The sequence below is a fragment of the Achromobacter semiaridum genome (genome assembly GCF_053543755.1).
In genome coordinates this window covers 31,063-52,727 of record NZ_JBLVOL010000050.1, presented here as the reverse complement: position 1 = coordinate 52,727, position 21,665 = coordinate 31,063, and the positions used below count along the sequence as shown (strand labels likewise).

General features: G+C 66.1%; 21 protein-coding genes and 1 pseudogene. 15 read left to right on the top strand and 7 right to left on the bottom strand.

Going from position 1 to position 21,665, the window contains the following annotated elements:
* The coding region (locus ACNPP0_RS15425; protein ID WP_448706367.1) for a DUF748 domain-containing protein at window positions 1–1,220 on the bottom strand (1,220 nt) is incomplete at its 3' end.
* A gap of 137 nt (window positions 1,221–1,357) precedes the next feature.
* On the opposite strand from ACNPP0_RS15425, the gene moaC reads away from it, so the two are divergent.
* From moaC to ACNPP0_RS15400, 5 genes are read left to right on the top strand one after another with little or no spacing between them, the layout of a single operon-like run.
* On the top strand, window positions 1,358–1,846 hold the full coding sequence (gene moaC, locus ACNPP0_RS15420; protein ID WP_046805227.1) for a cyclic pyranopterin monophosphate synthase MoaC: 489 nt from the start codon (window positions 1,358–1,360) through the stop codon (window positions 1,844–1,846).
* Window positions 1,827–2,078: a MoaD/ThiS family protein gene (locus ACNPP0_RS15415; protein ID WP_332611421.1), complete on the top strand. Its 252-nt coding sequence runs from the start codon at window positions 1,827–1,829 to the stop codon at window positions 2,076–2,078. Before moaC ends, ACNPP0_RS15415 begins: the two co-directional genes overlap by 20 nt.
* 7 nt (window positions 2,079–2,085) lie before the next feature.
* Window positions 2,086–2,568: a molybdenum cofactor biosynthesis protein MoaE gene (locus ACNPP0_RS15410; RefSeq protein ID WP_332611419.1), complete on the top strand. Its 483-nt coding sequence runs from the start codon at window positions 2,086–2,088 to the stop codon at window positions 2,566–2,568.
* Window positions 2,565–3,086 carry a molybdenum cofactor biosynthesis protein B gene (moaB, locus tag ACNPP0_RS15405; RefSeq protein ID WP_332611417.1) on the top strand — a complete coding sequence of 174 codons (522 nt, stop codon included), beginning with the start codon at window positions 2,565–2,567 and terminating at the stop codon, window positions 3,084–3,086. Before ACNPP0_RS15410 ends, moaB begins: the two co-directional genes overlap by 4 nt.
* 3 nt (window positions 3,087–3,089) lie before the next feature.
* On the top strand, window positions 3,090–4,295 hold the full coding sequence (locus ACNPP0_RS15400) for a molybdopterin molybdotransferase MoeA (RefSeq protein WP_448706366.1): 1,206 nt from the start codon (window positions 3,090–3,092) through the stop codon (window positions 4,293–4,295).
* Between the two features lie 18 nt (window positions 4,296–4,313).
* On the opposite strand, the gene mobA is transcribed toward ACNPP0_RS15400, so the two are convergent.
* The 3 genes from mobA to ACNPP0_RS15385 are packed head-to-tail and all read right to left on the bottom strand — an operon-like array spanning window position 4,314 to window position 7,185.
* Window positions 4,314–4,955, bottom strand: a complete 642-nt coding sequence (gene mobA / locus ACNPP0_RS15395; RefSeq protein WP_332611414.1) for a molybdenum cofactor guanylyltransferase MobA — start codon at window positions 4,953–4,955, stop codon at window positions 4,314–4,316.
* Window positions 4,948–6,063 (bottom strand): GTP 3',8-cyclase MoaA, encoded by a 1,116-nt coding sequence (gene moaA / locus ACNPP0_RS15390; RefSeq protein WP_332611413.1) that lies wholly within the window; start codon window positions 6,061–6,063, stop codon window positions 4,948–4,950. The genes mobA and moaA overlap by 8 nt, the downstream gene beginning before the upstream one ends.
* 42 nt (window positions 6,064–6,105) lie before the next feature.
* Entirely contained in the window at window positions 6,106–7,185 is a 1,080-nt protein-coding gene (locus ACNPP0_RS15385; RefSeq protein ID WP_448706365.1) for a substrate-binding domain-containing protein, read from the bottom strand.
* Between the two features lie 169 nt (window positions 7,186–7,354).
* Between ACNPP0_RS15385 and ACNPP0_RS15380 the strand changes: the two genes are divergently transcribed.
* The 7 genes from ACNPP0_RS15380 to ACNPP0_RS15350 all read left to right on the top strand — a co-directional run bounded on the left by ACNPP0_RS15380 (window position 7,355) and on the right by ACNPP0_RS15350 (window position 16,640).
* On the top strand, window positions 7,355–7,936 hold the full coding sequence (locus ACNPP0_RS15380) for a formate dehydrogenase subunit gamma (RefSeq protein ID WP_332611410.1): 582 nt from the start codon (window positions 7,355–7,357) through the stop codon (window positions 7,934–7,936).
* A complete protein-coding gene (locus ACNPP0_RS15375) occupies window positions 7,933–9,537 on the top strand; it encodes a formate dehydrogenase beta subunit (protein WP_448706364.1) in 1,605 nt (534 codons plus the stop codon). Before ACNPP0_RS15380 ends, ACNPP0_RS15375 begins: the two co-directional genes overlap by 4 nt.
* Before the next feature lie 15 nt (window positions 9,538–9,552).
* On the top strand, window positions 9,553–12,429 hold the full coding sequence (fdhF, locus tag ACNPP0_RS15370) for a formate dehydrogenase subunit alpha (protein WP_448706363.1): 2,877 nt from the start codon (window positions 9,553–9,555) through the stop codon (window positions 12,427–12,429).
* 28 nt (window positions 12,430–12,457) lie between these two features.
* Window positions 12,458–13,291 carry a formate dehydrogenase accessory sulfurtransferase FdhD gene (fdhD, locus tag ACNPP0_RS15365; RefSeq protein ID WP_448706362.1) on the top strand — a complete coding sequence of 278 codons (834 nt, stop codon included), beginning with the start codon at window positions 12,458–12,460 and terminating at the stop codon, window positions 13,289–13,291.
* Between the two features lie 89 nt (window positions 13,292–13,380).
* Window positions 13,381–13,638: a formate dehydrogenase subunit delta gene (locus tag ACNPP0_RS15360; protein WP_046805217.1), complete on the top strand. Its 258-nt coding sequence runs from the start codon at window positions 13,381–13,383 to the stop codon at window positions 13,636–13,638.
* 74 nt (window positions 13,639–13,712) lie between these two features.
* Window positions 13,713–15,380 carry an OFA family MFS transporter gene (locus ACNPP0_RS15355; protein ID WP_448706361.1) on the top strand — a complete coding sequence of 556 codons (1,668 nt, stop codon included), beginning with the start codon at window positions 13,713–13,715 and terminating at the stop codon, window positions 15,378–15,380.
* A gap of 138 nt (window positions 15,381–15,518) precedes the next feature.
* Window positions 15,519–16,640, top strand: coding sequence for a methyltransferase (locus ACNPP0_RS15350; protein ID WP_332611403.1), 1,122 nt, complete (start codon window positions 15,519–15,521; stop codon window positions 16,638–16,640).
* Between the two features lie 137 nt (window positions 16,641–16,777).
* Here the strand turns inward: ACNPP0_RS15350 and ACNPP0_RS15345 are convergent, their stop codons facing one another.
* From ACNPP0_RS15345 to ACNPP0_RS15335, 3 genes are read right to left on the bottom strand one after another with little or no spacing between them, the layout of a single operon-like run.
* Complete coding sequence (locus ACNPP0_RS15345; RefSeq protein WP_448706360.1) at window positions 16,778–17,623, bottom strand: DUF1345 domain-containing protein; 846 nt, start codon at window positions 17,621–17,623, stop codon at window positions 16,778–16,780.
* 30 nt (window positions 17,624–17,653) lie between these two features.
* Entirely contained in the window at window positions 17,654–18,178 is a 525-nt protein-coding gene (locus ACNPP0_RS15340; protein ID WP_046805214.1) for a chromate transporter, read from the bottom strand.
* Window positions 18,175–18,750 (bottom strand): chromate transporter, encoded by a 576-nt coding sequence (locus ACNPP0_RS15335; protein WP_219990934.1) that lies wholly within the window; start codon window positions 18,748–18,750, stop codon window positions 18,175–18,177. The genes ACNPP0_RS15340 and ACNPP0_RS15335 overlap by 4 nt, the downstream gene beginning before the upstream one ends.
* 250 nt (window positions 18,751–19,000) lie before the next feature.
* Between ACNPP0_RS15335 and ACNPP0_RS15330 the strand changes: the two are divergent.
* From ACNPP0_RS15330 to ACNPP0_RS15320, 3 genes and pseudogenes are all read left to right on the top strand, one after another.
* Window positions 19,001–19,906, top strand: a pseudogene (locus ACNPP0_RS15330) (LysR family transcriptional regulator); the annotation flags it as partial.
* A gap of 244 nt (window positions 19,907–20,150) precedes the next feature.
* Window positions 20,151–20,990, top strand: coding sequence for a glutamate racemase (gene murI, locus ACNPP0_RS15325; protein WP_448706359.1), 840 nt, complete (start codon window positions 20,151–20,153; stop codon window positions 20,988–20,990).
* A gap of 248 nt (window positions 20,991–21,238) precedes the next feature.
* Window positions 21,239–21,664 (top strand): universal stress protein, encoded by a 426-nt coding sequence (locus ACNPP0_RS15320; RefSeq protein WP_332611396.1) that lies wholly within the window; start codon window positions 21,239–21,241, stop codon window positions 21,662–21,664.
* Window position 21,665 lies beyond the last annotated feature (1 nt).

The following is a 21,665-nucleotide window of genomic DNA, read 5'->3' as shown; positions in this document are numbered from 1 at the left end:
GCGGGCGCGGTCCCGGTCGCAGGCGCGGTGCCCGTCGCAGGCGCGGTCCCGGTATCGGGCGCAGCACCCTCCTGCGCCTTCGGCTGCACTTTCAGCCCCATGTCGCGCTTGAGCTTGTCGGCTACCGGAGTGTCGGTAGCCGACACACCGCCCAGCGCCTTCAGCTTGACCACCACGTCCTGCCAGTTCAGGTGTTCATTGGCGTAGCGCCGCACATGCACCTGCGGCGCCCACAGGCCGACCTCGCCCACATGCACCTGGCGCGCAATGGGTTCCAGTTCCAGGCGCGTGACGGTCAGCGCGCTCCAGGCGGCCAGCGTATCGCCATTGGTATCGCGCAAATCAAAACGGCGCAGCCCCAGATCGCCCACCACGCGTATCTTGGGCGGCGCGTCCTTGGGCTGTTCAAACACCACTTGCAGGTTCGAGTCCAGCAGCGCGCTGTCCAGCTTGAAGGGCAGCGGCATGGGCCACACGTCGGCCCACTTTTCCAGTTGCAAGCCATTGAACGCCACCCGCAACGTGGACGACGGCACCTTGTCGAACGGCCGGGCCACCCCGTTCAGGTCAAACGGGCTGCCGTTGATGCGCAGGTGCAGGCGCGGCTGCACGTCGATATCCGTGGCATAGCCAAAGTTGGAAATGAACGGCACGCCCAGGCCCAGCTCGTCCACCACCTGCTTGCGCCCGGTGACCTTGTCGTCCAGCGTGATGGCGCCGCCCTCGATCACCATGTTGTTCAGCGAAAACCGGGGCAGACCGGTATCGGGCTTGGGCGGTTCTTCGGGCTGGGCGGCGGTTAATTGCGCGACGCGTTGCTGTATGTCAGAGAAATTGAATCGCGTGACGTCTTCGCGCACGATCGCGATGGTAGGCTGGCGCAGCGTCAGCCGATCCACGACGGGCGCAAACCAGAACAAGGAGCTCCAGGCGGCGCTGACATCCAGTTCGGTCAGCGCCAGAAGCGGTGTCTGTGAACCCGGTTGCGCCACGGCAAGGTCGCGTGCGCGGACGGTCAGTGTGAACGGGTTGAAAGTGATCTTGCCGACGGAAACGTCGCGGCCGATCATCTTGGCAACGTCACCGGTCAGTACGTTGTGCAGCACCTTCGGTACTTGCCAGGCGGCTATGCCGCAAAGAATCAGCACAACCGCCACAATGCCCAACAGGATTTTGCCGGCGCGCCGGGTGAACCGAAGCTGGGGGCGCCGCAAGGGCATCGCGAGTCTCCTGAGACGAGTTGATGGCGATTATCGCGCCCCGATTAGGGCTCGTCTATCATAGGCGGAACAGCGGCCTGCCCGGCCTGCCGGGACCGCACTTTTCAAACATTAACAATTCTCGATCCCGATTCCCAATGTCATCTGCCACCCCCACCCTTAGCCACCTGGACGAAGCCGGCCAGGTCCGCATGGTCGACGTGATCGCCAAGACGGACACCGAACGCGTGGCCATTGCCGTGGCCAGCGTGCGCATGAATGCCGTGGCCTATGGCCTGTTGACGCAGCCCGGCAAGGGCAAGGGCGAAGTGCTTAACACCGCCCGCGTGGCCGCCGTGCTGGCCGCCAAGCGCTGCGCGGAACTGATCCCGCTTTGCCACAGCCTGCCGCTGGCCTTCGTGGGCGTGGACTTCTCGCTGGACGACGCCGCGCACCGCATCGACATCCAGGCCACCTGCCGCACCAGCTACAAGACCGGCGTGGAAATGGAAGCCATGATGGCGTGCAGCGTGGCCGCGCTGACCATCTACGACATGTGCAAGGCCGCCGACAAGGGCATCGTGGTTGAACAAGTTCGCCTTAAGTACAAGGCCGGAGGAAAAAGCGGTGAATGGCGCAACGATTAATCTTCTGTACTTCGCCCGCGTGGCGGAATTGGTCGGCAAGCGCGGGGAAGACTGGCCGCTGGACGGCGAGTCCACCGGCGCGCAACTGCTGGCCGCGCTGGGGGAACGCTACCCGCAGCTGGCGCCCGCCGCGCGCCTGAAACTGGCCATCAATCAAACCCATTCCAAACCCACGGCAACGATACGGGCGGGCGACGAAGTGGCCGTGTTCGAACCCGTCACCGGAGGCTGAGAGCGCCATGATCAGCGTCCAGGAAGCCGATTTTGACGCCGCCGCGCTGACGGCGGCGCTACGCGAGAACGCCGGGTCCGGTGTGGGCGGCATTGTCACGTTCGTGGGCTATGTGCGCGACTACGCGCCCGACTCGCCCACCGACACGCTCTACCTGGAACACTACCCGGGCATGTGCGAGCGCGAGCTTGAAGCCATTGCCGACACCGCGCGCCAGCGCTGGAAACTGGATGGCACCGTCATCGTGCACCGTGTGGGCGCGCTGTCGCGCAATGCGCAGATCGTGTTTGTGGCGGCCGCCAGCGCCCACCGGGGCGACGCGTTTCGCGGCTGTGAATACATCATCGACGCGCTCAAGACGCGCGCGCCGTTCTGGAAGCGCGAGACGCTGGCCGGCGGCAGCAGCTTCTGGGTAGAACAACGCCAGGCCGACCAGGACCGCACAGACGCCTGGGATGAAGACACCGCCCCACCGAAGGAAAGCAAATGAGCGAAGAAATTCCCGTCTCGCTGGCCTGCGCCGTGCTGACGGTCAGCGACACCCGCAGCGCGGGCGACGACACTTCGGGCAATCTGCTTGCCCACAACCTGGCGCATGCGGGCCACCAATGCGTGCGCCGCGATATCGTCCGCGACGACATCTACCAGATCCGCCGCGTCATCAGCGACTGGATTGCCGACCCGGAAGTACAGGTCATCCTGACCTCTGGCGGCACCGGCTTTTCACATCGCGATCACACGCCGGCCGCCATCCTGCCGCTGCTGGACCGCGAGATTCCCGGCTTTGGCGAACTGTTCCGGCAAATCTCGTACACCGAGATCGGCAGTTCGACGATCCAGTCGCGCGCCTTCGCGGGGTCCGCCAACCAGACGCTGATCTTCTGCCTGCCCGGATCCAACAACGCCTGCGAAACGGCCTGGGCGCAGATATTGCGTGAACAGTTCGACAGCGCCCATCGCCCGTGCAATTTCGCTACGCACTTCAAGCCTCAGAAAGAAGACCACTGACCCATGCTGGATTTTGATCACGCCCAGACCCTGCTGGCCAATGCCGCCGGGCCGCTGCAACGCCGCGAAGATATCAGCCTGACCGAAGCCGCCGGGCGCGTGCTGGCCACCGACCTGCAAGCCACGGTGGACATCCCCCCGGCCGACAACAGCGCCATGGACGGCTACGCGCTGCGCGTGGCCGATTGGCACGCCGGCGCCCGCCTGCCGATCCAGCAACGCTGCTATGCCGGCGACGTGCCCGAGCCGCTCAAGCCCGGCCACGCCATCCGCCTCTTCACCGGCAGCCTGATTCCCGACGGCGCCGATACCGTCGTCATGCAGGAAGACACGGTTGAAGCCGACAACCACGTGGAAATCTCGCGTGAACCCGCGCCCGGCCAGCACATCCGCCGCCGGGGCGAAGACACGATGGCCGGCGCACCCTTGCTTGCGGCCGGCGCCATGCTGCAAGCCGCGCACGTGGCCTTGCTGGCCTCGCAAGGGCTTGCCACCGTGCCCGTGGTGGGCCTGCTGCGCGTAGGCATCCTGACCACGGGCGACGAACTCGTGCCGCCCGGCTCGCCCCGCGCCCCCGAACAGATCTACAACTCCAACGGCCCGATGCTGGCCGCGTTGGCGCGCGGCCTGGGCGCCGTGCCCGTGCACGTGCTGCACGCGCGCGACACCGAAGAAAATCTGCTGGCCGCCTTCAAGACGCTGCTGGCCGACTGCGACCTGGTGTTGAGCGTGGGCGGGGTGTCGGTGGGCGAACGCGACCTGGTCAAGCCCGCGCTGGCCACCCTGGGCGGCGAATTGTCGCTATGGAAAGTGCGCATGAAGCCGGGCAAGCCGGTGGCCTTGGCACAGGTCAACGGCAAGCCTGTCGTGAGCCTGCCGGGCAACCCCGTGTCGGCCTACGCCGTGTTTGCCATGCTGGTGTCGCCGCTGGTGCGACGCATGCAGGGCCGCGAAGAAATCTTCCCGCCCGTCAGCCTGCTGCCGCTGCGCACCGAGAATCCGCGCAAGGATGGGCGCGAGGAATTCCTGCGGGTGCAGAGGCGTGTCGCCAACGAAGGCACCGCGGAATTGGTGCCTTACGGCCACCAAGGCTCGGGCGTGATCAGTTCCATGCCTTGGGCCACCGGCCTGGCGCGGCTGCCCGCCGACGTGCTGATCAACGATGGCGACCGCGTGCCGTATTACGACTTGCGGCACTGGCTGGCCTAGCGCTGGGCGTTGGCCCGATCACCGGCACGGGCTGGCGTAGCGCTCGGCCTCGGCCAACTCTTCGGGCGTGTTCACATTCATGAAGGCATGCGGCACGTCGTCAAAGCGCGCCGCCACGGCGCCCACGCGCGCCTGCCACAGGCCGACTTTTCGATCGCCGGCGTGCAGATAGGCGCGCAAGCCCGGCAGTAGCGATGGACGCAGCGCCATGCAGGCCGAATGGCGCTGTTCGCCTGCCATGGCATAGGCCATGGGCGCCTGCGCGGCTTGCGCGGCGTCGACCAGGCGCGCGGCCAGATCGCCGGGAAGAAACGGTGTGTCGCACGGCGCCACCACCACCCACTCCAAATCCCCCACTGCGGCCACCTCGGCCACAGCGGCCAACCCCGCCGCGATGCCCAGCAGCGGACCCTGGTATTTTTCCAAGCCCGGTTCGTTATCAGCCACCACCGCGCCGTAGCGCGCATAGCGGTCGGCATGGCGGTTGGCGCTGATGATCAGCCGCGCCACCTGCGGCGCCAGCCGGCGCGCTACGTGCGCCACCAGGGGCTCGCCGTTCAACAGCACCAGCCCCTTGTCCTGATGGGCCATGCGCGACCCCTGCCCGCCCGCCAGGATCAAGCCGGCGATGCGGCAAACCGGCAACCGGGCGTCACCCACCGATGTAGCTCATTTCAACCTTGCGGCCCGGGTCCGGCGTCGGGTCCGCCATGTTGCGGCCGCGCAGTTCGGAATAATTGTCGGCGCGCCCGCCCCAGATGCCGGCCAGCATTGCGGCCAGTTCGGCGTCGGTGGCGCCATCGCGCAGCGGCGCGCGCAGGTCAAAGCCTTCGTGCGCGAACAGGCACAGAAACAGCTTGCCCTCCGGCGACAGGCGCGCGCGCGTACAGCCGCCGCAGAAGGCGTGCGTCACGCTGGAAATCACGCCGATCTCGCCACCGCCGTCCAGGTAGCGCCAGCGCTCGGCCACACGCCCCATGTCGGCGGACTGCACCGGTTCCAGCGGGTAGGCCGCGCCGATGCGGTCCAGCACTTCCTGGCTGGGCACCACTTCAGACAGGTTCCAGCCGTTGGTGTTGCCCACGTCCATGTATTCGATAAAGCGCAGGATGTGCCCGCTGTGCCGGAAGCGTTCGGCCATGGGCAGGATCTGGCCGTCGTTCAGGCCACGCCGCACCACCATGTTGACCTTGACCGGCGCCAAGCCCGCGTCCGCGGCGGCTTCGATGCCGCGCAGCACGTCGTCGGGCGTGAAGCCGCTGTCGCTCATGTCCTGGAACATCGACGCGTCCAGCGCGTCCAGGCTGACGGTGACGCGCGTCAGCCCGGCGGCTTTCAGCGCGGCGGCCTTGCGCGCCAGCACGCTGCCATTAGTCGTCAGCGTCAGGTCCAGCGGCTGCCCCGCCGGCGTGCGCAGCGCCGCCAATTGGCCGACCAGGTTTTCGATATGTTTGCGCAGCAGCGGTTCGCCGCCCGTCAACCGGATTTTTTCCACGCCAAGCTGCGTGAAGATACCTGCCAGCCGGCTGATTTCTTCAAACGACAACAGCGCGGAATGCGGCATGAAGGTATAGCTGGCGTCGAACACTTCGCGGGGCATGCAGTAGGTGCAGCGGAAGTTGCAGCGGTCCGTCACGGAAATGCGCAGGTCGCGCAGCGGACGCGCGCGCCGGTCCAGCGCGGGCTGGCCGTCGGCCGGAAGGTCGCCGGGCGCGGGCCAGGCCGAACGGTCTGACCGGCGGTCGGCAAGGAAAATCACTTTGCTCATGGGGCGATCATATATCGGCAAGCGGCGTCCCGGGCGGCGGCCCTAGGCGAAGGCCTCTTCCAGGGTTTGCAGGCGGCCGGTGTCCTTGGCGTCGTAACCCACCAGCTGACCCACGTAGCCGACATAATCAGCGCTGCGCATGATGGACAGCAGGTCTTGCATCGCGGGCGTTTCCAATGACGATTTTCGGATGGCAAAGAAATAGCGTTCGCGCACCAGCGGGATGAAGTCCAGCCCGAAGCGGCAGGCGGCTGTTTCCACGCCCACGCCCGTGTCCGCCATGCCGCTGGCGATATGCGCGGCAATGGCCATGTGGGTGAATTCGTTCGTTTCGTAGCCTTGGACTTCGCCGATTGAAACCCCCGCCCGTTGAAGCATCAGGCTGACCAGGTAACGCGTGCTGGATCCGATCTGGCGGTTGACGAAGCGCACATCCTGGCGCGCCAGGTCCGCCATGCCGCGTATCTGCTTGGGGTTGCCGGCCGTGACGAACAAACCGGTATTGCGCACCGCCAGATGGATCAGCAGGTATTCATCCGCGTGCAGCCACTGCGCGTAACGTTCCATGATGGGCGCTTCGAAGTCGCCCAGCGGCACCTGGAAACCGGCCAGATCGCACTCGTGGCGCTCTAGCGAAGCCAGCGCCTCGATGGCGGTGCGATAGCGCAGTTCCAGCCCCGGCTTTCTGCCGCCCATGTGCTGCATCAGCGATTCCACCGCAAAGCCGTGGCTGGCGTGCAGCCGCAGGTGCGGGCCACTTTCAGGCAGCAGCCGTTCCAGTTCTTCCTGCAATTCCGATGCCATGCTGTCCAGTGTGGGCATCAGCCGCGCCTCGATGCGGCGGTTGGCCCACAGCAGGCGCTGCGCGAACGGGGCCAACTGCGTGCCCTGGCGCCGGTTCGTCACCAGCAGCTGCGTGCCAAATAGCGTTTCAAAGCGCCGCAGCACGCCCCAGGCATGGCGGTAAGACAGTCCGCATGCGCGGCACGCGCCGGTGATGTTGCCCGTGGCGTCGATGGCGGCCAACAGCGCCAGCATGTCCTGCAAGGGCAAGGGCGCGGTCTCGTCGCCGCCGCCCAAGGTCCATTGCGGCCGCAGCCCGATTCGAAACTTATATGTCATTTATTTCTTATTGAAGGCGTTCAAGTACGTGGTTAGAGTACACAAATAACGCGGCGGACCGCTTTTTATTATGTTTTTTAAAACATATTAATTGCCGGGGAAATACCCGGACATCCGACCGACACAACAGACCCCTGTACGGGGCCCAGCAACACTGGAGGAGACCACCGTGCATCAGCGCGAGGCAAAATCCGACTTGGCGTCCAGCGGCGGCGCCCGGGGCGGCCAACTGGCCCTGGACGCCGCCCAGGCGTCCACCACCCCCGCCATTGCCACCACCGCCCGCATCGTTGCGCGGTTGAAAGATCTGCCCGGCCCCTTGTTGCCGGTGCTGCATCAGGTGCAGCACGAACTGGGCTGTATCCCGGCCGAGGCGGTGCAGACCATCGCCGAGGCCCTGAACCTGTCCCGCGCCGAAGTCCACGGCGTCATCACTTTCTACCCGCACTTTCGCAGCCGGCCGGCCGCGCGCCACACGCTGGAAGTGTGCCGCGCCGAATCCTGTCAGGCGATGGGCGGCGAACAGCTGGCCGCCCATGCCCGCGCCCAGCTTGGCTGCGATTTCCACGCCCACACCGCCGACGGCAATTTCACGCTGGAACCCGTCTACTGCCTGGGGCTGTGCGCGCAGTCGCCCGCCGTCATGATCGACGGCCAGCCGCATGCCCGCGTCACGCCCCAGAAGCTGGACCGCTTGTTGGCCCACACGCTGGCCCACACGTTGCCCCACCCGCAGGAGACCACACCATGAGCGCCCCCGTCGCCATCTACGTGCCGCGCGACGCGGCCGCGCTGGCCATGGACGCGGACGCCGTGGCGCGCGAGGTTGAACGCATCGCGGACGCACGCGGACTGGCCGTGCAGGTGGTACGCAATGGATCGCGCGGCTTGTTGTGGCTGGAACCGCTGGTGGAAGTTGTCACGCCCAAGGGCCGCGTCGCCTACGGCCCCGTGGCGGTCGAAGACGTGGCCGGCTTGTTCGATGCCGGCTGGCTGACGCACCACGACAACGCCGCGGGCGCCGCCCCGGTACACCCGCTGTGCCTGGGCCTGACCGAAGACATCCCCTACCTGAAACAGCAAGAACGCCTGACCTTCGCCCGCGTCGGCGTGATCGATCCGCTGTCCTTGCAGGAATACGCCGCGCACGGCGGCCTGGCGGGCCTGAAGCGGGCGCTGGCGATGGACCCGGCGGCCATCATCGACGAGATGGTCACGTCCGGCCTGCGCGGACGCGGCGGCGCGGCGTTTCCGACCGGCATCAAATGGAAAACGGTGGCGGGCACGCCCGGCGACCAGAAGTACATCGTGTGCAATGCCGACGAAGGGGACTCGGGCACCTTTGCCGACCGCCTGCTGATGGAAGGCGACCCTTACGTACTGATCGAAGGCATGACGATTGCCGGGCTGGCCGTGGGCGCGACCTACGGCTACATCTATGTGCGGTCGGAATACCCGCATGCCATCGAGACCCTGGAAGCCGCTATCGTCCGCGCGCGCAGCGTCGGCTGGCTGGGCGCCGACGTGCACGGCAGCGGACGCCGCTTCGACCTGGAAGTGCGCAAGGGAGCGGGCGCCTACATCTGCGGCGAAGAAACGTCGCTGCTGGAAAGCCTGGAAGGCAAGCGCGGCGTGGTGCGCGCCAAGCCGCCGCTGCCCGCGATCTCGGGCCTGTTCGGCAAGCCCACCGTTATCAACAACGTGATATCGCTGGCCACCGTGCCCATCATCCTGGCCAAGGGCGCCGCCTACTACCGCGATTACGGCGTGGGCCGCTCGCATGGCACCTTGCCGTTCCAACTGGCCGGCAACGTCAAGCAAGGCGGGCTGGTGGAAAAGGCGTTCGGTCTTAGCCTGCGTGACCTGCTCTACACCTTCGGCGGCGGCAGCGCCAGCGGCCGGCCATTGCGCGCCGTGCAAGTGGGCGGCCCGCTGGGCGCCTATCTGCCCGAATCGCAATGGGACGTGCCGCTGGACTACGAAGCCTACATACAAATCTCGGCCATGATCGGCCACGGCGGGCTGGTCGCGTTTGACGACACCGTGGACATGGCGCGCATGGCCCGCTACGCCATGGAGTTCTGCGCGATTGAATCCTGCGGCAAGTGCACGCCGTGCCGCATCGGTTCCACACGCGGCGTCGAAACCATCGACAAGATCTCGGCCGGCGGCGTCAGCCCCGCGCAGCGTGAACAACAGGTGCATCTGCTGCGTGATTTGTGCGACACGATGATGGGCGGTTCACTGTGCGCGCTGGGGGGCATGGCGCCCTACCCCGTGCTGTCCGCGCTGAACCATTTTCCGCAGGACTTCGGCATCGAGTCCTCGCAGTCTGCCGCGCACGCGGCCTGAACCTGAGAGACGACCATGCTAGAGACCGTCATCAAGCGCGACCGCGACCTGGGCACCCCGGCGCGCGAATCCGCCAACAGCGTCACCCTGACCATCGACGGCCAGGAAATCCGCGTGCCCGAGGGCACGTCGTTGATGCGCGCGGCCGCCCAGGCCGGCATCAACATCCCCAAGCTGTGCGCCACCGACAGCCTTGAACCGTTTGGGTCGTGCCGCCTGTGCCTGGTGCAGATCGAAGGCCGGCGCGGCTATCCCGCGTCTTGCACCACGCCGGCGGAAAACGGCATGGTGGTGGTCACCGAAACCCCCAAGCTGCACGAACTGCGGCGCGGCGTGATGGAGCTGTACATCTCGGACCACCCGCTGGACTGCCTGACCTGCCCCGCCAACGGCGATTGCGAATTGCAGGACATGGCCGGCGTGGTGGGCCTGCGCAACGTGCGCTACGGCTATGACGGCGCCAACCACCTGGACGCCAAGGTCGACGATTCCAATCCCTACTTCAGCTACGACGCATCCAAGTGCATCGTCTGCAACCGCTGCGTGCGCGCCTGCGAAGAAACGCAGGGCACGTTTGCGTTGACGATCTCGGGCAAGGGTTTCGAATCGCGCGTGTCGCCCGGGCAGGACCAGCCGTTCCTGGATAGCGAATGCGTGTCCTGTGGCGCCTGCGTGCAGGCCTGTCCGACCTCAACGTTGCAGGAAAAGACCGTCATCATGATGGGCCAGGCCGAACACTCGGTCATCACCACCTGCGCGTACTGCGGCGTGGGCTGCGGCTTCAAGGCCGAGATGAAGGGCCAGGAAGTGGTGCGCATGGTGCCCTGGAAAGACGGGCAGGCCAACCGCGGCCACTCGTGTGTGAAGGGCCGCTTTGCATGGGGCTACGCCACGCACAAGGAACGCGTGCTCAAGCCCATGATCCGCAAGCACATCACCGATTCCTGGAAGGAAGTGTCCTGGGACGAGGCCATCAACTACGCGGCGTCGGAATTTCGCCGCATCCAAGGCCAGTACGGCCGCGACGCGGTGGGCGGCATCACGTCGTCGCGCTGCACCAACGAAGAAACCTGGCTGGTGCAAAAGCTGGTGCGCGCGGCCTTCGGCACCAACAACGTGGATACCTGCGCGCGCGTCTGCCATTCGCCCACCGGCTACGGCCTGAAGCAGACGCTGGGTGAATCGGCGGGCACGCAGACCTTTGATTCGGTCATGCATACCGACGTGGTCATCGTGATGGGCGCCAACCCCAGCAGCGGGCACCCGGTGTTTGCCTCGCGCCTGAAGCGCCGCCTGCGCCAGGGTGCGCGCTTGATCGTGATTGATCCGCGCCGTATTGAATTGGTCAGCTCGCCGCACATCAAGGCCGACTATCACTTGCAGGTGCGGCCGGGCACCAACACGGCGCTGCTGTCGTCACTGGCCCACGTGATCGCCACCGAAGGCCTGATCGACGACGCCTTCGTGGCCGAACGCTGCGAGACCAAGGCGTTCAATGAATGGCGCGACTTTGTATCGCTGCCCGAGAACTCGCCCGAAGCCATGGCCGAAATCACCGGCGTGCCGGCGCAGGCCGTGCGCGGCGCGGCGCGGCTGTTCGCCACGGGCGGCAACGGGTCCATCTATTACGGCCTGGGCGTGACCGAACACAGCCAGGGCTCCACCACCGTGATGGCCATCGCCAACCTGGCCATGGCCACCGGCAACATCGGACGCGAGGGCGTGGGGGTGAACCCCTTGCGCGGCCAGAACAACGTGCAGGGCTCGTGCGACATGGGCTCGTTCCCGCACGAGCTGCCCGGCTATCGCCACATTTCCGACAACACCGTGCGCGCGCAATTCGAACGCGACTGGGGCGTGACGCTGCAACCGGAACCCGGCCTGCGCATTCCCAATATGTTTGAAGCGGCATTGGGCGGCTCGTTCAAGGGCCTGTACTGCCAGGGCGAAGACATCGTGCAGTCCGACCCCAACACGCAGCACGTGGCGGCCTCGCTGGCGGCCATGGAGTGCATCGTGGTGCAGGACCTGTTCCTGAACGAGACCGCCAAGTACGCGCACGTGTTCTTGCCGGGCTCGTCGTTCCTGGAAAAAGACGGCACCTTCACCAACGCCGAACGCCGCATCTCGCGCGTGCGCAAGGTAATGGAACCCAAGAACGGCAAGTCGGATTGGGAAGTGACGGTGGCCTTGTCCAACGCGCTGGGCTACCCCATGAACTACACGCACCCGCGCGAAATCATGGAGGAAATCGCGCGCTTGACGCCTACGTTCGCGGGCGTCAGCTACGACAAGCTGGACAAGCTGGGCAGCCTGCAATGGCCGTGCAATGACGACGCGCCGGACGGCACGCCCATCATGCACATCGACACGTTCGTGCGCGGCAAGGGCAAGTTCATGATCACCAAGTACGTGCCCACCGATGAACGCAGCACGCGCCGTTTCCCGCTGCTGTTGACCACGGGCCGCATCCTGTCGCAATACAACGTGGGCGCGCAGACGCGGCGCACGCCCAACGTGATGTGGCACGGCGAGGACGTGCTGGAACTGCATCCGCAAGACGCCGAGGATCGCGGCGTGGCCGAAGGCGACTGGGTCGGCATTCAGAGCCGCGCGGGCGAAACGGTGCTGCGCGCCACGCTGACCGATCGGGTGCAGCCGGGCGTGGTATACACCACGTTCCACTTTCCCGAGTCAGGCGCCAACGTCGTCACGACGGACAGCTCCGACTGGGCGACCAACTGCCCCGAATACAAGGTCACGGCCGTGCAGGTGACGCGCGTGTCCCAGCCATCGGAATGGCAGCGCCAATGGTCGCGCTTTGCCGACATCCAGCAAAAGCTGCTGCGCGAGCGATCGCGCGAGAACGAAGCGGCGCTGACCGGGAAATAACCGCCTGCCAGCCACTGCCCCGGATGCCATGAATTCCCAGACGCCCCCGCCGCCGCCGCCCCGCCCCGACTGCACGCCGACCCAGGTCACGCGCGTACGGGGCGGAGCCATCGCCCCCGCCGCCGAATCGGATTTTGTTGCCGAGGAAACGCCGGTGGCGCTGGAGTTCAACGGCATCAGCCACGCCACCATGCTGGCCACGCCGGCAGACCTGGAAGACTTTGCCGTGGGCTTTTCGCTGTCGGAAGGCATCATCGACAGCGTCAGCGATGTGCGCGGCATAGACGTGCTGCCGCAATGCGACGGCATCGTGGTGCAGGTGGAAATTTCCAGCGCCTGCGAAGTGCGCTTGAAAACGCGGCGACGCGCCATGGCCGGGCGCACGGGCTGCGGCCTGTGCGGCGTGGAAACACTGCCCGAAGTGCTGCGGCCGGTGGCGCCCGTGACGAACGGGTCCGCCGTGCGCATCAAGGCGGTGCTGGCCGCCATGCAGGACATGCGCACGCGCCAGGCGCTGCACGACATCACGGGTGCGACGCATGCGGCCGGCTGGGCGGGCGGCGACGGCGCGGTTGCGCTGCTGCGCGAAGACGTGGGGCGCCATAACGCGTTGGACAAGCTGATCGGCGCGTTGGCGCGCCAGGCCATGCACGGCGGCAATGGCATCGTGCTGGTATCCAGCCGCGCCAGTTTTGAAATGGTGCAGAAGACGGCGGCGGCCGGGGTGGCCGTGCTGGCGGCGGTGTCCGCCCCCACGGCGCTGGCCATCCGCCTGGCGCAAGACGCCAACGTCAGCCTGGTGGGATTTTTACGCGGCGACGACGCCACGCTGTATACGCACCCCGAACGATTCATCGCCTGAAGCGCGGGTTGAATCGCACCTTGAATCGCACCTTGAATCGCATCCTGAATCGCATTCTGAATCGCACTTGAACCGGACCCTGACTCGCAATGGAAATCGGCAACCTGATCCGCATGGCCAACCGCATCGGCCAGTTCTTTGACGCCATGCCGGACCGCCACGAAGCGCTGGAAGGCGTGGCCAACCATATCCACAAGTTCTGGGAACCGCGCATGCGAAACGAGCTGCTGGGCTTCCTGGCGGCTACCCCGGACGGCGACGCCGGCGACGAACAATTGCATCCGCTGGTGCTGGACGCGGTCACGCAGAACCGCCAGCGCCTGACGCCCGCGCCTCGCGTGAACTAGCCGGGCGCCACCCGCTTTACCCGCAGTCAAAACAAAACATAGCGCTATAAAGCCGCACCCATCGAGGAGACTACATGGAAAGCACCGCCACCTTGGACCTGCCCGGCGCTAAGCCGGGTTTTTTTGACAAAGAACGCACCATCGCCGGGCCGGGTTTCTCGCGCTGGCTGGTGCCGCCGGCCGCCTTGGCCATCCACCTGTGCATCGGCATGGCCTATGGCTTTTCGGTGTTCTGGCTGCCGCTGTCCAAAGTGGTGGGCGGCGCCAAGCCGCTGGCCTGCCCGGCCGACATGAGCCTGGTGGCCGAGCTATTCACCACCAGCTGCGACTGGAAGATTTCAACCATGGGGTGGATGTACACCCTGTTCTTCGTGCTGCTGGGATGTTCGGCGGCGCTGTGGGGCGGCTGGCTGGAACGCGCCGGCCCGCGCAAGGCCGGCGTGGTGTCGGCGGTGTGCTGGTGCGGCGGCCTGGTCATTTCCGCCATCGGCGTGTACCTGCATCAAATGTGGATGCTGTGGTTGGGCTCGGGGGTTATCGGCGGCATCGGCCTGGGGCTGGGGTATATCTCGCCCGTCAGCACGTTGATCAAGTGGTTTCCCGACCGGCGCGGCATGGCCACCGGCATGGCCATCATGGGCTTTGGCGGCGGCGCGATGATCGGCGCCCCGCTTGCCGACCTGCTGATGCGCCACTTTGCCACCCCCACCTCGCCGGGCGTGTGGCAAACCTTTTTGACCATGGCCGTGGTGTATTTCGTGTTCATGATGTCGGGCGCGCTGGGCTACCGGGTACCGCCCACGGGCTGGAAGCCGCAAGGGTGGACCGCCCCGGCCAAGCACGCCAACAACGCCATGATCACCAAGGGCCACGTGCACGTGAAGCGCGTCTGGGGCGTGCCGCAGTTCTGGCTGGTGTGGCTGGTGCTGTGCCTGAACGTCACGGCCGGCATCGGCATTCTGGGCATGGCGTCGCCGCTATTGCAGGAGGTGTTCGGTGGCGGGCTGATCAACAAGCCGGAGCTGGGCTTTGGCCAGCTGGACAAGGATCAACTGGCCGCCATCGCCGCCATTGCTGCCGGCTTCACCGGCCTGCTCAGCCTGTTCAACATCGGCGGCCGCTTCTTCTGGGCCAGCCTGTCCGACAAGCTGGGCCGCAAGATGACGTATCTGGTGTTTTTCGTGCTGGGCTTCGTTCTGTATGCCGCCATTCCGTGGACGGCCCACATCGGCGCGCTGGCGCTGTTCGTGGCCGCGTTCTGCGTGATCCTGTCGATGTACGGCGGCGGCTTTGCCACGGTGCCCGCGTACCTGGCGGACCTGTTCGGCACGCAGATGGTGGGCGCCATTCACGGCCGCCTGCTGACGGCGTGGTCGGCTGCCGGTATCTTTGGCCCGGTGCTGGTGAACTACATTCGCGAATATCAGCTGTCGATCGGCGTGCCGCGCGCGCAGGTGTACGACATCACGATGTACATCCTGGCGGGCATGCTGGTGCTGGGTTTTCTGTGCAACCTGGCGATACGCCCCGTCAATCCGAAGTACTTCATGACGGATGAAGAGCTGGCGCATGAAAAAGCGCTGGCGCACGAACGCGCGGCCGCCGCCGAAACGCACGGCGTGGGTGCGTCCACGTTCCGTACACCCGCCGTGCTGGTGCTGTTTGCCTGGGCCTGCGTGGGCATCCCGCTGGCCTGGGGAATCTGGATCACGCTGCAAAAGGCGGTGGTCCTCTTTCACTGATGCGTGTGGCGCGCGGCGGCCGGCGTGCCGCGCGCCCGCCCCCGGGGCGCGAAGCTGCTACATTGGCAGCCCGCGCCCTATCTTTTTATTGGTCCCCATGATTCTTACCCCTTCCCCCGTCCTTGCAGGAGCGACACGTTGAGCGCTCCCGAATTGCACTGGGTTGAAAATGATGTCCCCCATTCCGCCCGCTGGCGCTCTGAAACCGGCGCAACGCCGCCCAAGCGCGTGGTGGTGGTGGACGACAAACTGACCGCCGACATGGCCTATCGCCAGGCGTGCGAAGGCGTGGGCCTGCTGTGGCGCGGAGATTTCCAGAACGCCCGCCAGCTGCTGCTGGCCATGACGCGACGCGTGGACAAGCGTCCGCGCAAGCCCGTCGACAGCATGCTGGAAGCGTTCAACCAGCATCGCCAGATCCAATCGCAGCGCGCCCGCATCCTGGGCATGCTGCTGATTCCGTTTGACGCCGGCCACGGCATTTCGCTGCGCCGCGCGCCCGATGCCCGCCAGGCCTGCGAAGAAGCCCACGGCCCGGCCGACGAACCCTATGTGGCGTCAATGCGCGAACTGCTGGGCCTGATCGGCGCGTTCGAATGGCGCAAGAAAGGCGTCGAGATTCCCGCGTTGAACAACCGCATCCATCCGCACTACGGCGTGTTCTCGCCCCTGCGCGGCGAGTATGTCGATCTGGTGGCCAATACGCCGATGCCGCGCGGCAGCGTGGCGTTCGATATCGGCACGGGCACCGGCGTGCTGGCGGCCGTGATTGCTCGCCGAGGCGGCAAGCGCGTCATCGCCACCGACCAGGATCCGCGCGCTTTGGCGTGCGCCCGTGAAAACCTGGAACGCCTGGGCCTGGACAAGCAGGTCGACGTGGTTGACGCCGACCTGTTCCCCGAAGGCCGGGTATCGCTGGTGGTCTGCAACCCGCCGTGGTTGCCCGCGCGCCCCAGCTCGCCGGTCGAGCAAGCCGTGTACGACCCCGACAGCCGCATGCTGCGCGGCTTTTTGAACGGTTTGCCGGCGCACCTGACGCCCAACGGCGAAGGCTGGCTGATCCTGTCGGACCTGGCCGAACACCTGGGCCTGCGCACCCGCGAACAGTTGCTTGAAATGATCGACACGGCGGGCCTGCGCGTCATCGAGCGCCTGGACACCCGCCCCACGCACGCCCGCGCCAAAGACCCCAGCGATCCGCTCTACGCCGCGCGCTCAAAGGAAGTCACCTCCCTGTGGAGATTGGGCGCCGCCGCCTGATTGCGAAGGCCCCGCCGCCTGCGGCGCGGGGCACCCCCCTCTCGCCGCCGGGCCGCCCCAAGGCGGGAGGCGCCCCCTCGGGGGGCAGCAAGCGCGCCTAGCGTGCGCAGCGTGGGGGCTGCCCCTCCCCGCTCTCGCTATGCTTTTCCCGCCGCTACGTTCACGCTGATTGCGATGATGAACACGTTGAAGAAGAACGCGATCACGCTGTGCATCAACGCCATGCGGCGCACGCGGCGGTTGACGATCTGCACGTCGGACACCTGGAACGTCATGCCCAGCACCAACGCAAAATACGCAAAGTCCCAGTAGTCGGGTTCCTGCGTGCCCGGGAAATCCAGGCCCTTGTGCGCACCGGTCCGATGACCGTAATAGCCGTGCGCATAGTGCAGCGCAAAAATCATATTCATGTAGAGCCACGACAGCACGATAGTCGCGCCCGCCGCCAGCACATCCAATGCGCCGCCCGAGCTGCTTTCGCCGTGCAGCTCGACCCACAGCGCCATCAAGATCATGCAGGACAACGCCACGCTGCTCCAGAGCACGCCAAAACGGCCCACGTCCTGCTGCCTGGCCTGCACGCGCATCGAGGCGGGGCTGGCCTTGCCGAACACCCGCGCCGTCAGCACTAAAAAGACCAGCGCGGCGGCGTCAAAGCCCAGCAACAATGCCAGGCTGGCTGACCGCCCCCACGCGTACGCGCCACCGCCCACCACCAGGAACAGCATGCCGCACAACATCAGGCGCCGATGCGCGTGAAAAAAAGGCAGCCGCTCAACTAAGGCGCTGTGGCCGTCGTCCGGCTTGGCGTGGTCGGGCTTGGCGTGGTCGGAGTTGGCTTCGTCCGGCTCTGCGTCGTCCGGCTCACCGTTGTCCCGATCGGTATCGCCCCGGTCCGCTTCGCCGGGCGCCGCCGTCCGGACCTTTTTTTCACCGGCCTTTGGGTCTTCAACCTGAGGTTTGGCCGCACTCGGTTGCGTCATGGGGGCTCCTGCGCTGCGCAAACGCCTACGCTAACCGATCGCCAACAAACCCACCAGCGCGCCGCCGAACAACAGCCACAGCGGGTGAATGCGCGTGGTGCTGCCCAGCACCGCCACCACGGTGGTGATGGCGGCCAGCAGCCACGAGTGCACGGACGCCTCGGTGATCAGCGCCGCACTGGCCGCCACCAGCCCCACCGTCATCGGAAAAATACCCGCCTGGATCACGCCCCGCCACGGGCGGTCCTTGAAGCGTTCCCACAAGCCCAGCGCCACGATGGTGATCAGCGACGACGGGCCGAACTTGGCAATGGTGGTGACCAACATGCCCCACCAACCGGCCACGTGCCAGCCCACCAGCGTGACCACCATCAGGTTGGGCCCCGGCGCGGCCTGCCCCAGCGCGAACAGCGCCGAAAAGTCCGCCGCCGTCATCCAGCCGTGCACGTCCACGACTTGGCGCTGCATCTCGGGCAGGATCGTGTTGCCGCCGCCGAACGCCAGCACCGACAGCTGCGAAAAGATCAAAGCCAGGGCAATCAATGTGTGGATCATCGACGTTGCCTCCAGACCAGCAGAATGCTCAGCGGCGTCAGCACCGCCATGGTCGGCAACAGCGGAATGCGCAGCACCGCCACGGCCACGAAGCACAGCGTTGCCACCACGCCCGCCAGCCAGTCGCGGCGCTTGATGACCGGTACGCCGATCTTGACCGCCATCGAAATCAGCAGCCCCGCCGCCGCGGCAGCCAGGCCGGCGAACAGGTGCTGGATATGCGGATCGTTCTGAAAGCGGTCGTACACCATGCCCAGCAGAATGACGATGGCCGACGGGGCAAGAATCAGTCCCATCAAGGCCGCGAACGCGCCACGCGGCCCGCGAAACTTCATGCCCAGCGCCACAGACAGGTTGATGATGTTGCCGCCGGGCAGAAACTGGCACAGCCCCAGCAGGTCGGTGAATTCGGGGCCGCTCAACCAGCCGTGCTTTTCAACGACCATGCGGCGCGCCAGGGGCAACGCGCCGCCGAAAGCGGTCAGGCCAAGCATCAGGAAACCGGTGAACAACTGCCCACAGGTGGGCGGTGGCCGCGTGGCGGCGTCGGGGGTCAGGGGTGCTGCATTCATAGGGTCGTGGGCCGGTGCAAGGCCGGCGGGCAAGGGCTGGCGCGTCGTTCGCATACAGATCAATTACCGCGCAATTACCGCGCAATTACCGCGCAAGTACCGCGCAAGTACCGCGCGGCTACCGCGCGACTACCGCGAAAACACCACGCACACATCGCGCGGCGACGGCGGAAAACCAAGGCTCGCAGCCTACTCTTCGGCCTGGATAATGTCTAATATATGACCACGCAACCATTCATATTCACTGCATATGGCATCTGTAGACCTGCGCCTTTTGCGCTACTTCCTGGCCGTCGCCGAGGAAGCCCACCTGACCAAGGCCGCGGCGCGGCTGGGCATCCGCCAACCTCCGCTGAGCCAACAGATACGCGTGCTGGAACAGGAACTTGGCGTGACCCTGTTCCATCGCCTGCCGCGCGGCATGGAGCTTACGGAAAGCGGCCGCGCCTTAAAGGAAGACGCGCGTAGCATTCTTGCGCTGGTCGATCAGGCGGTGGACGGCGTGCGCCGGGTTTCGCAGGGCGAAGCCGGCCGGCTGACGGTGGGCTTCACCGGGTCGGCCGCGTTCCACCCCTTCGTGCCCTCGGTCATCCGTCGCTTTCGCGAAAGCGCGCCCAACGTGCGGCTGGTGCTGGAAGAAAGCAGCTCGGGTGAACTGCGCGACGCAGTCAGCGAGGGCCGGGTCGATGTGGCCTTCATCCGTGGCGCGTATGGCAGTACGCCGGGCGTGGCCGAGGAAACGGTGCTGGAAGAAACCATGCTGGCCGCTTTTCCGGCCGACCACCCCGCCGTCAAGGGACGCGCGCGGCAGCAGATCGCGCTGTCCGAATTGGCTGAGGAAGCCCTGATCCTGTATCGGCGGCACAGCGGCCCGGGCCTGTACGACGCCATCATCACGGCATGCAGCGCGTCGGGGTTCAGCCCGCGCGTGGTGCAGGAAGCGCCGCGCATGCTGTCCACCCTGAGCCTGGTGGCGGCGGGGCTGGGCGTGTCCCTTGTGCCCGCCTCATTACGGCGCGTGAACATCGAAGGCGTGGTGTACGTCAACGTGACCGGCCCCGTGGCGCTACGCGCCGCGCTGAAGCTGATATGGCGCGATGCGCCGCTGTCTGGCGCGACCCGCAAGCTGATCGACGAAGTGCGCCGGCATCGCGCGGATGGTGCGGCAGTGGGCGAAGGGGGTGTCGAAGCCGCGGATTTGGATTTGGATTTGGGTTTGGATTCCGGTTCAGGTTCAGGTTCAGGTTCGGATTCGGGTTTGGGTTCAGGTTCGGCTTCAGGTCTGGGGTCGGGTACCGCTCCAGGATCGGACTCGGACTAGGGTTCGTTCCACCCCGAGCGCAAAGCCCCTGCTGGCGGCGCTACACTGCGCGGCACCTGCTTTTTTTTACGCTGCGACCATGTCTTGTGATTCCCTCATCGGCGTATACGACTCCGGCGTTGGCGGCCTGAGCGTGTTGCGCGCCATTCGCGACGCGCTGCCTTATGAATCCCTGCTGTACGTTGCCGATTCGGCGCACGTCCCGTATGGCGACAAAACGCAGGACTTCGTGTTGCAACGCGCCTACTCCATGGCGGACTATTTTGTCTCGCGGCAAGCCAAGGCCATGGTCGTCGCCTGCAACACGGCCACCGCCGCCGCCATCGCGCCGCTGCGCGCACGACACCCCGACCTGATCATCATCGGCGTAGAGCCCGCCATCAAGCCGGCCGCGCATCTGACGCATAGCGGCGTGGTCGGCGTGTTCGCCACGACAGGCACGTTGGCCAGCCCCAAGTTCGCCACGCTGGTCCAGCGCGAGGCGCCCGAGGTGCGCATCGTGTTGCGCCCCTGCCCCGAATGGGTTGCGCTGGTAGAACAAGGCAGGCTGTCGGGCCCCGACGTGGACGCGGCCGTGCGCGCGCCCGTCGAGGAATTGCGCGCGGCCGGGGCCGACGTGCTGGTGCTGGGCTGCACCCACTTTCCCTTTTTGCGCGACGCGATTCAGGCGGCGGCCGGACCGGGCGTGCCGTTGCTGGAAACGGGCGCGCCCGTGGCTCGCTGGCTGAAGCACCAGTTGCTGCAACGCGACCTGTTGCGCGATGGCGACCGCAGCCATGGCGACAGCAGCCATGGCGAACCCCCCAGCGCCACCTGCACACTGGAGACGACCGGCTACGCAACGGCCGTGGCAGCCCTGACCGAGCGGCTCTGGGCGCCGGGCGTGGAAGTCGCTGAAACACCGGCGCGCTGGCGATAGCGGCAGCCCTGGGGCGACTTTGCAGGCGACGAGCCTGGCGGGCAACAGAGCCAAGCATTCAGCAACGCAGCGTGCATGGCCGCGCGTAGCAGGTGGTGCGACGTCGTCATCGGCGCCACTTGCACCGCGGCACCGCCGTTGTATTCACCCGGCTTGATCCAGCGCAGCGTCCTCGGCCCGCAACCGGCAAATAATTCGAATACAGTAGAAAAATCCGCCTGCCCAGGCTCGCAACCAAGGAGACGCGCATGAAACGCATCCTGATACCCGTCGACGGCTCGCCGCCCGCGCTGCACGCCGTCCAAGCCTTGCTGGCGGCACGCGCTTACGATCCCGTCGCGCATGTTGAATTGCTGACGGTTCAGATTCCGCTCAAGTCGGGCAAGATCGGACGCGGTCTAGAGCAAGCCGACATTGATGCGTACCACCAGGACGAAGCCCGCGCAGCCTTGCAAGGCGCCAGCGACCTGCTCGCCAAAGCCGGTGTGCCATTCGACGCGCGCGTCGAAACCGGTGAACCTGCCGAGACCATCATTCGCGTGGCGGGTGAGGCAAACGCGGATGAAATCTTCATGGGTTCACGTGGCCTGGGTTCGGTGTCCTCGCTATTCCTGGGCTCCATCGCCACGCGCGTTCTGCACCTGACGGACTTGCCCGTCACCTTGGTCAAGTAAC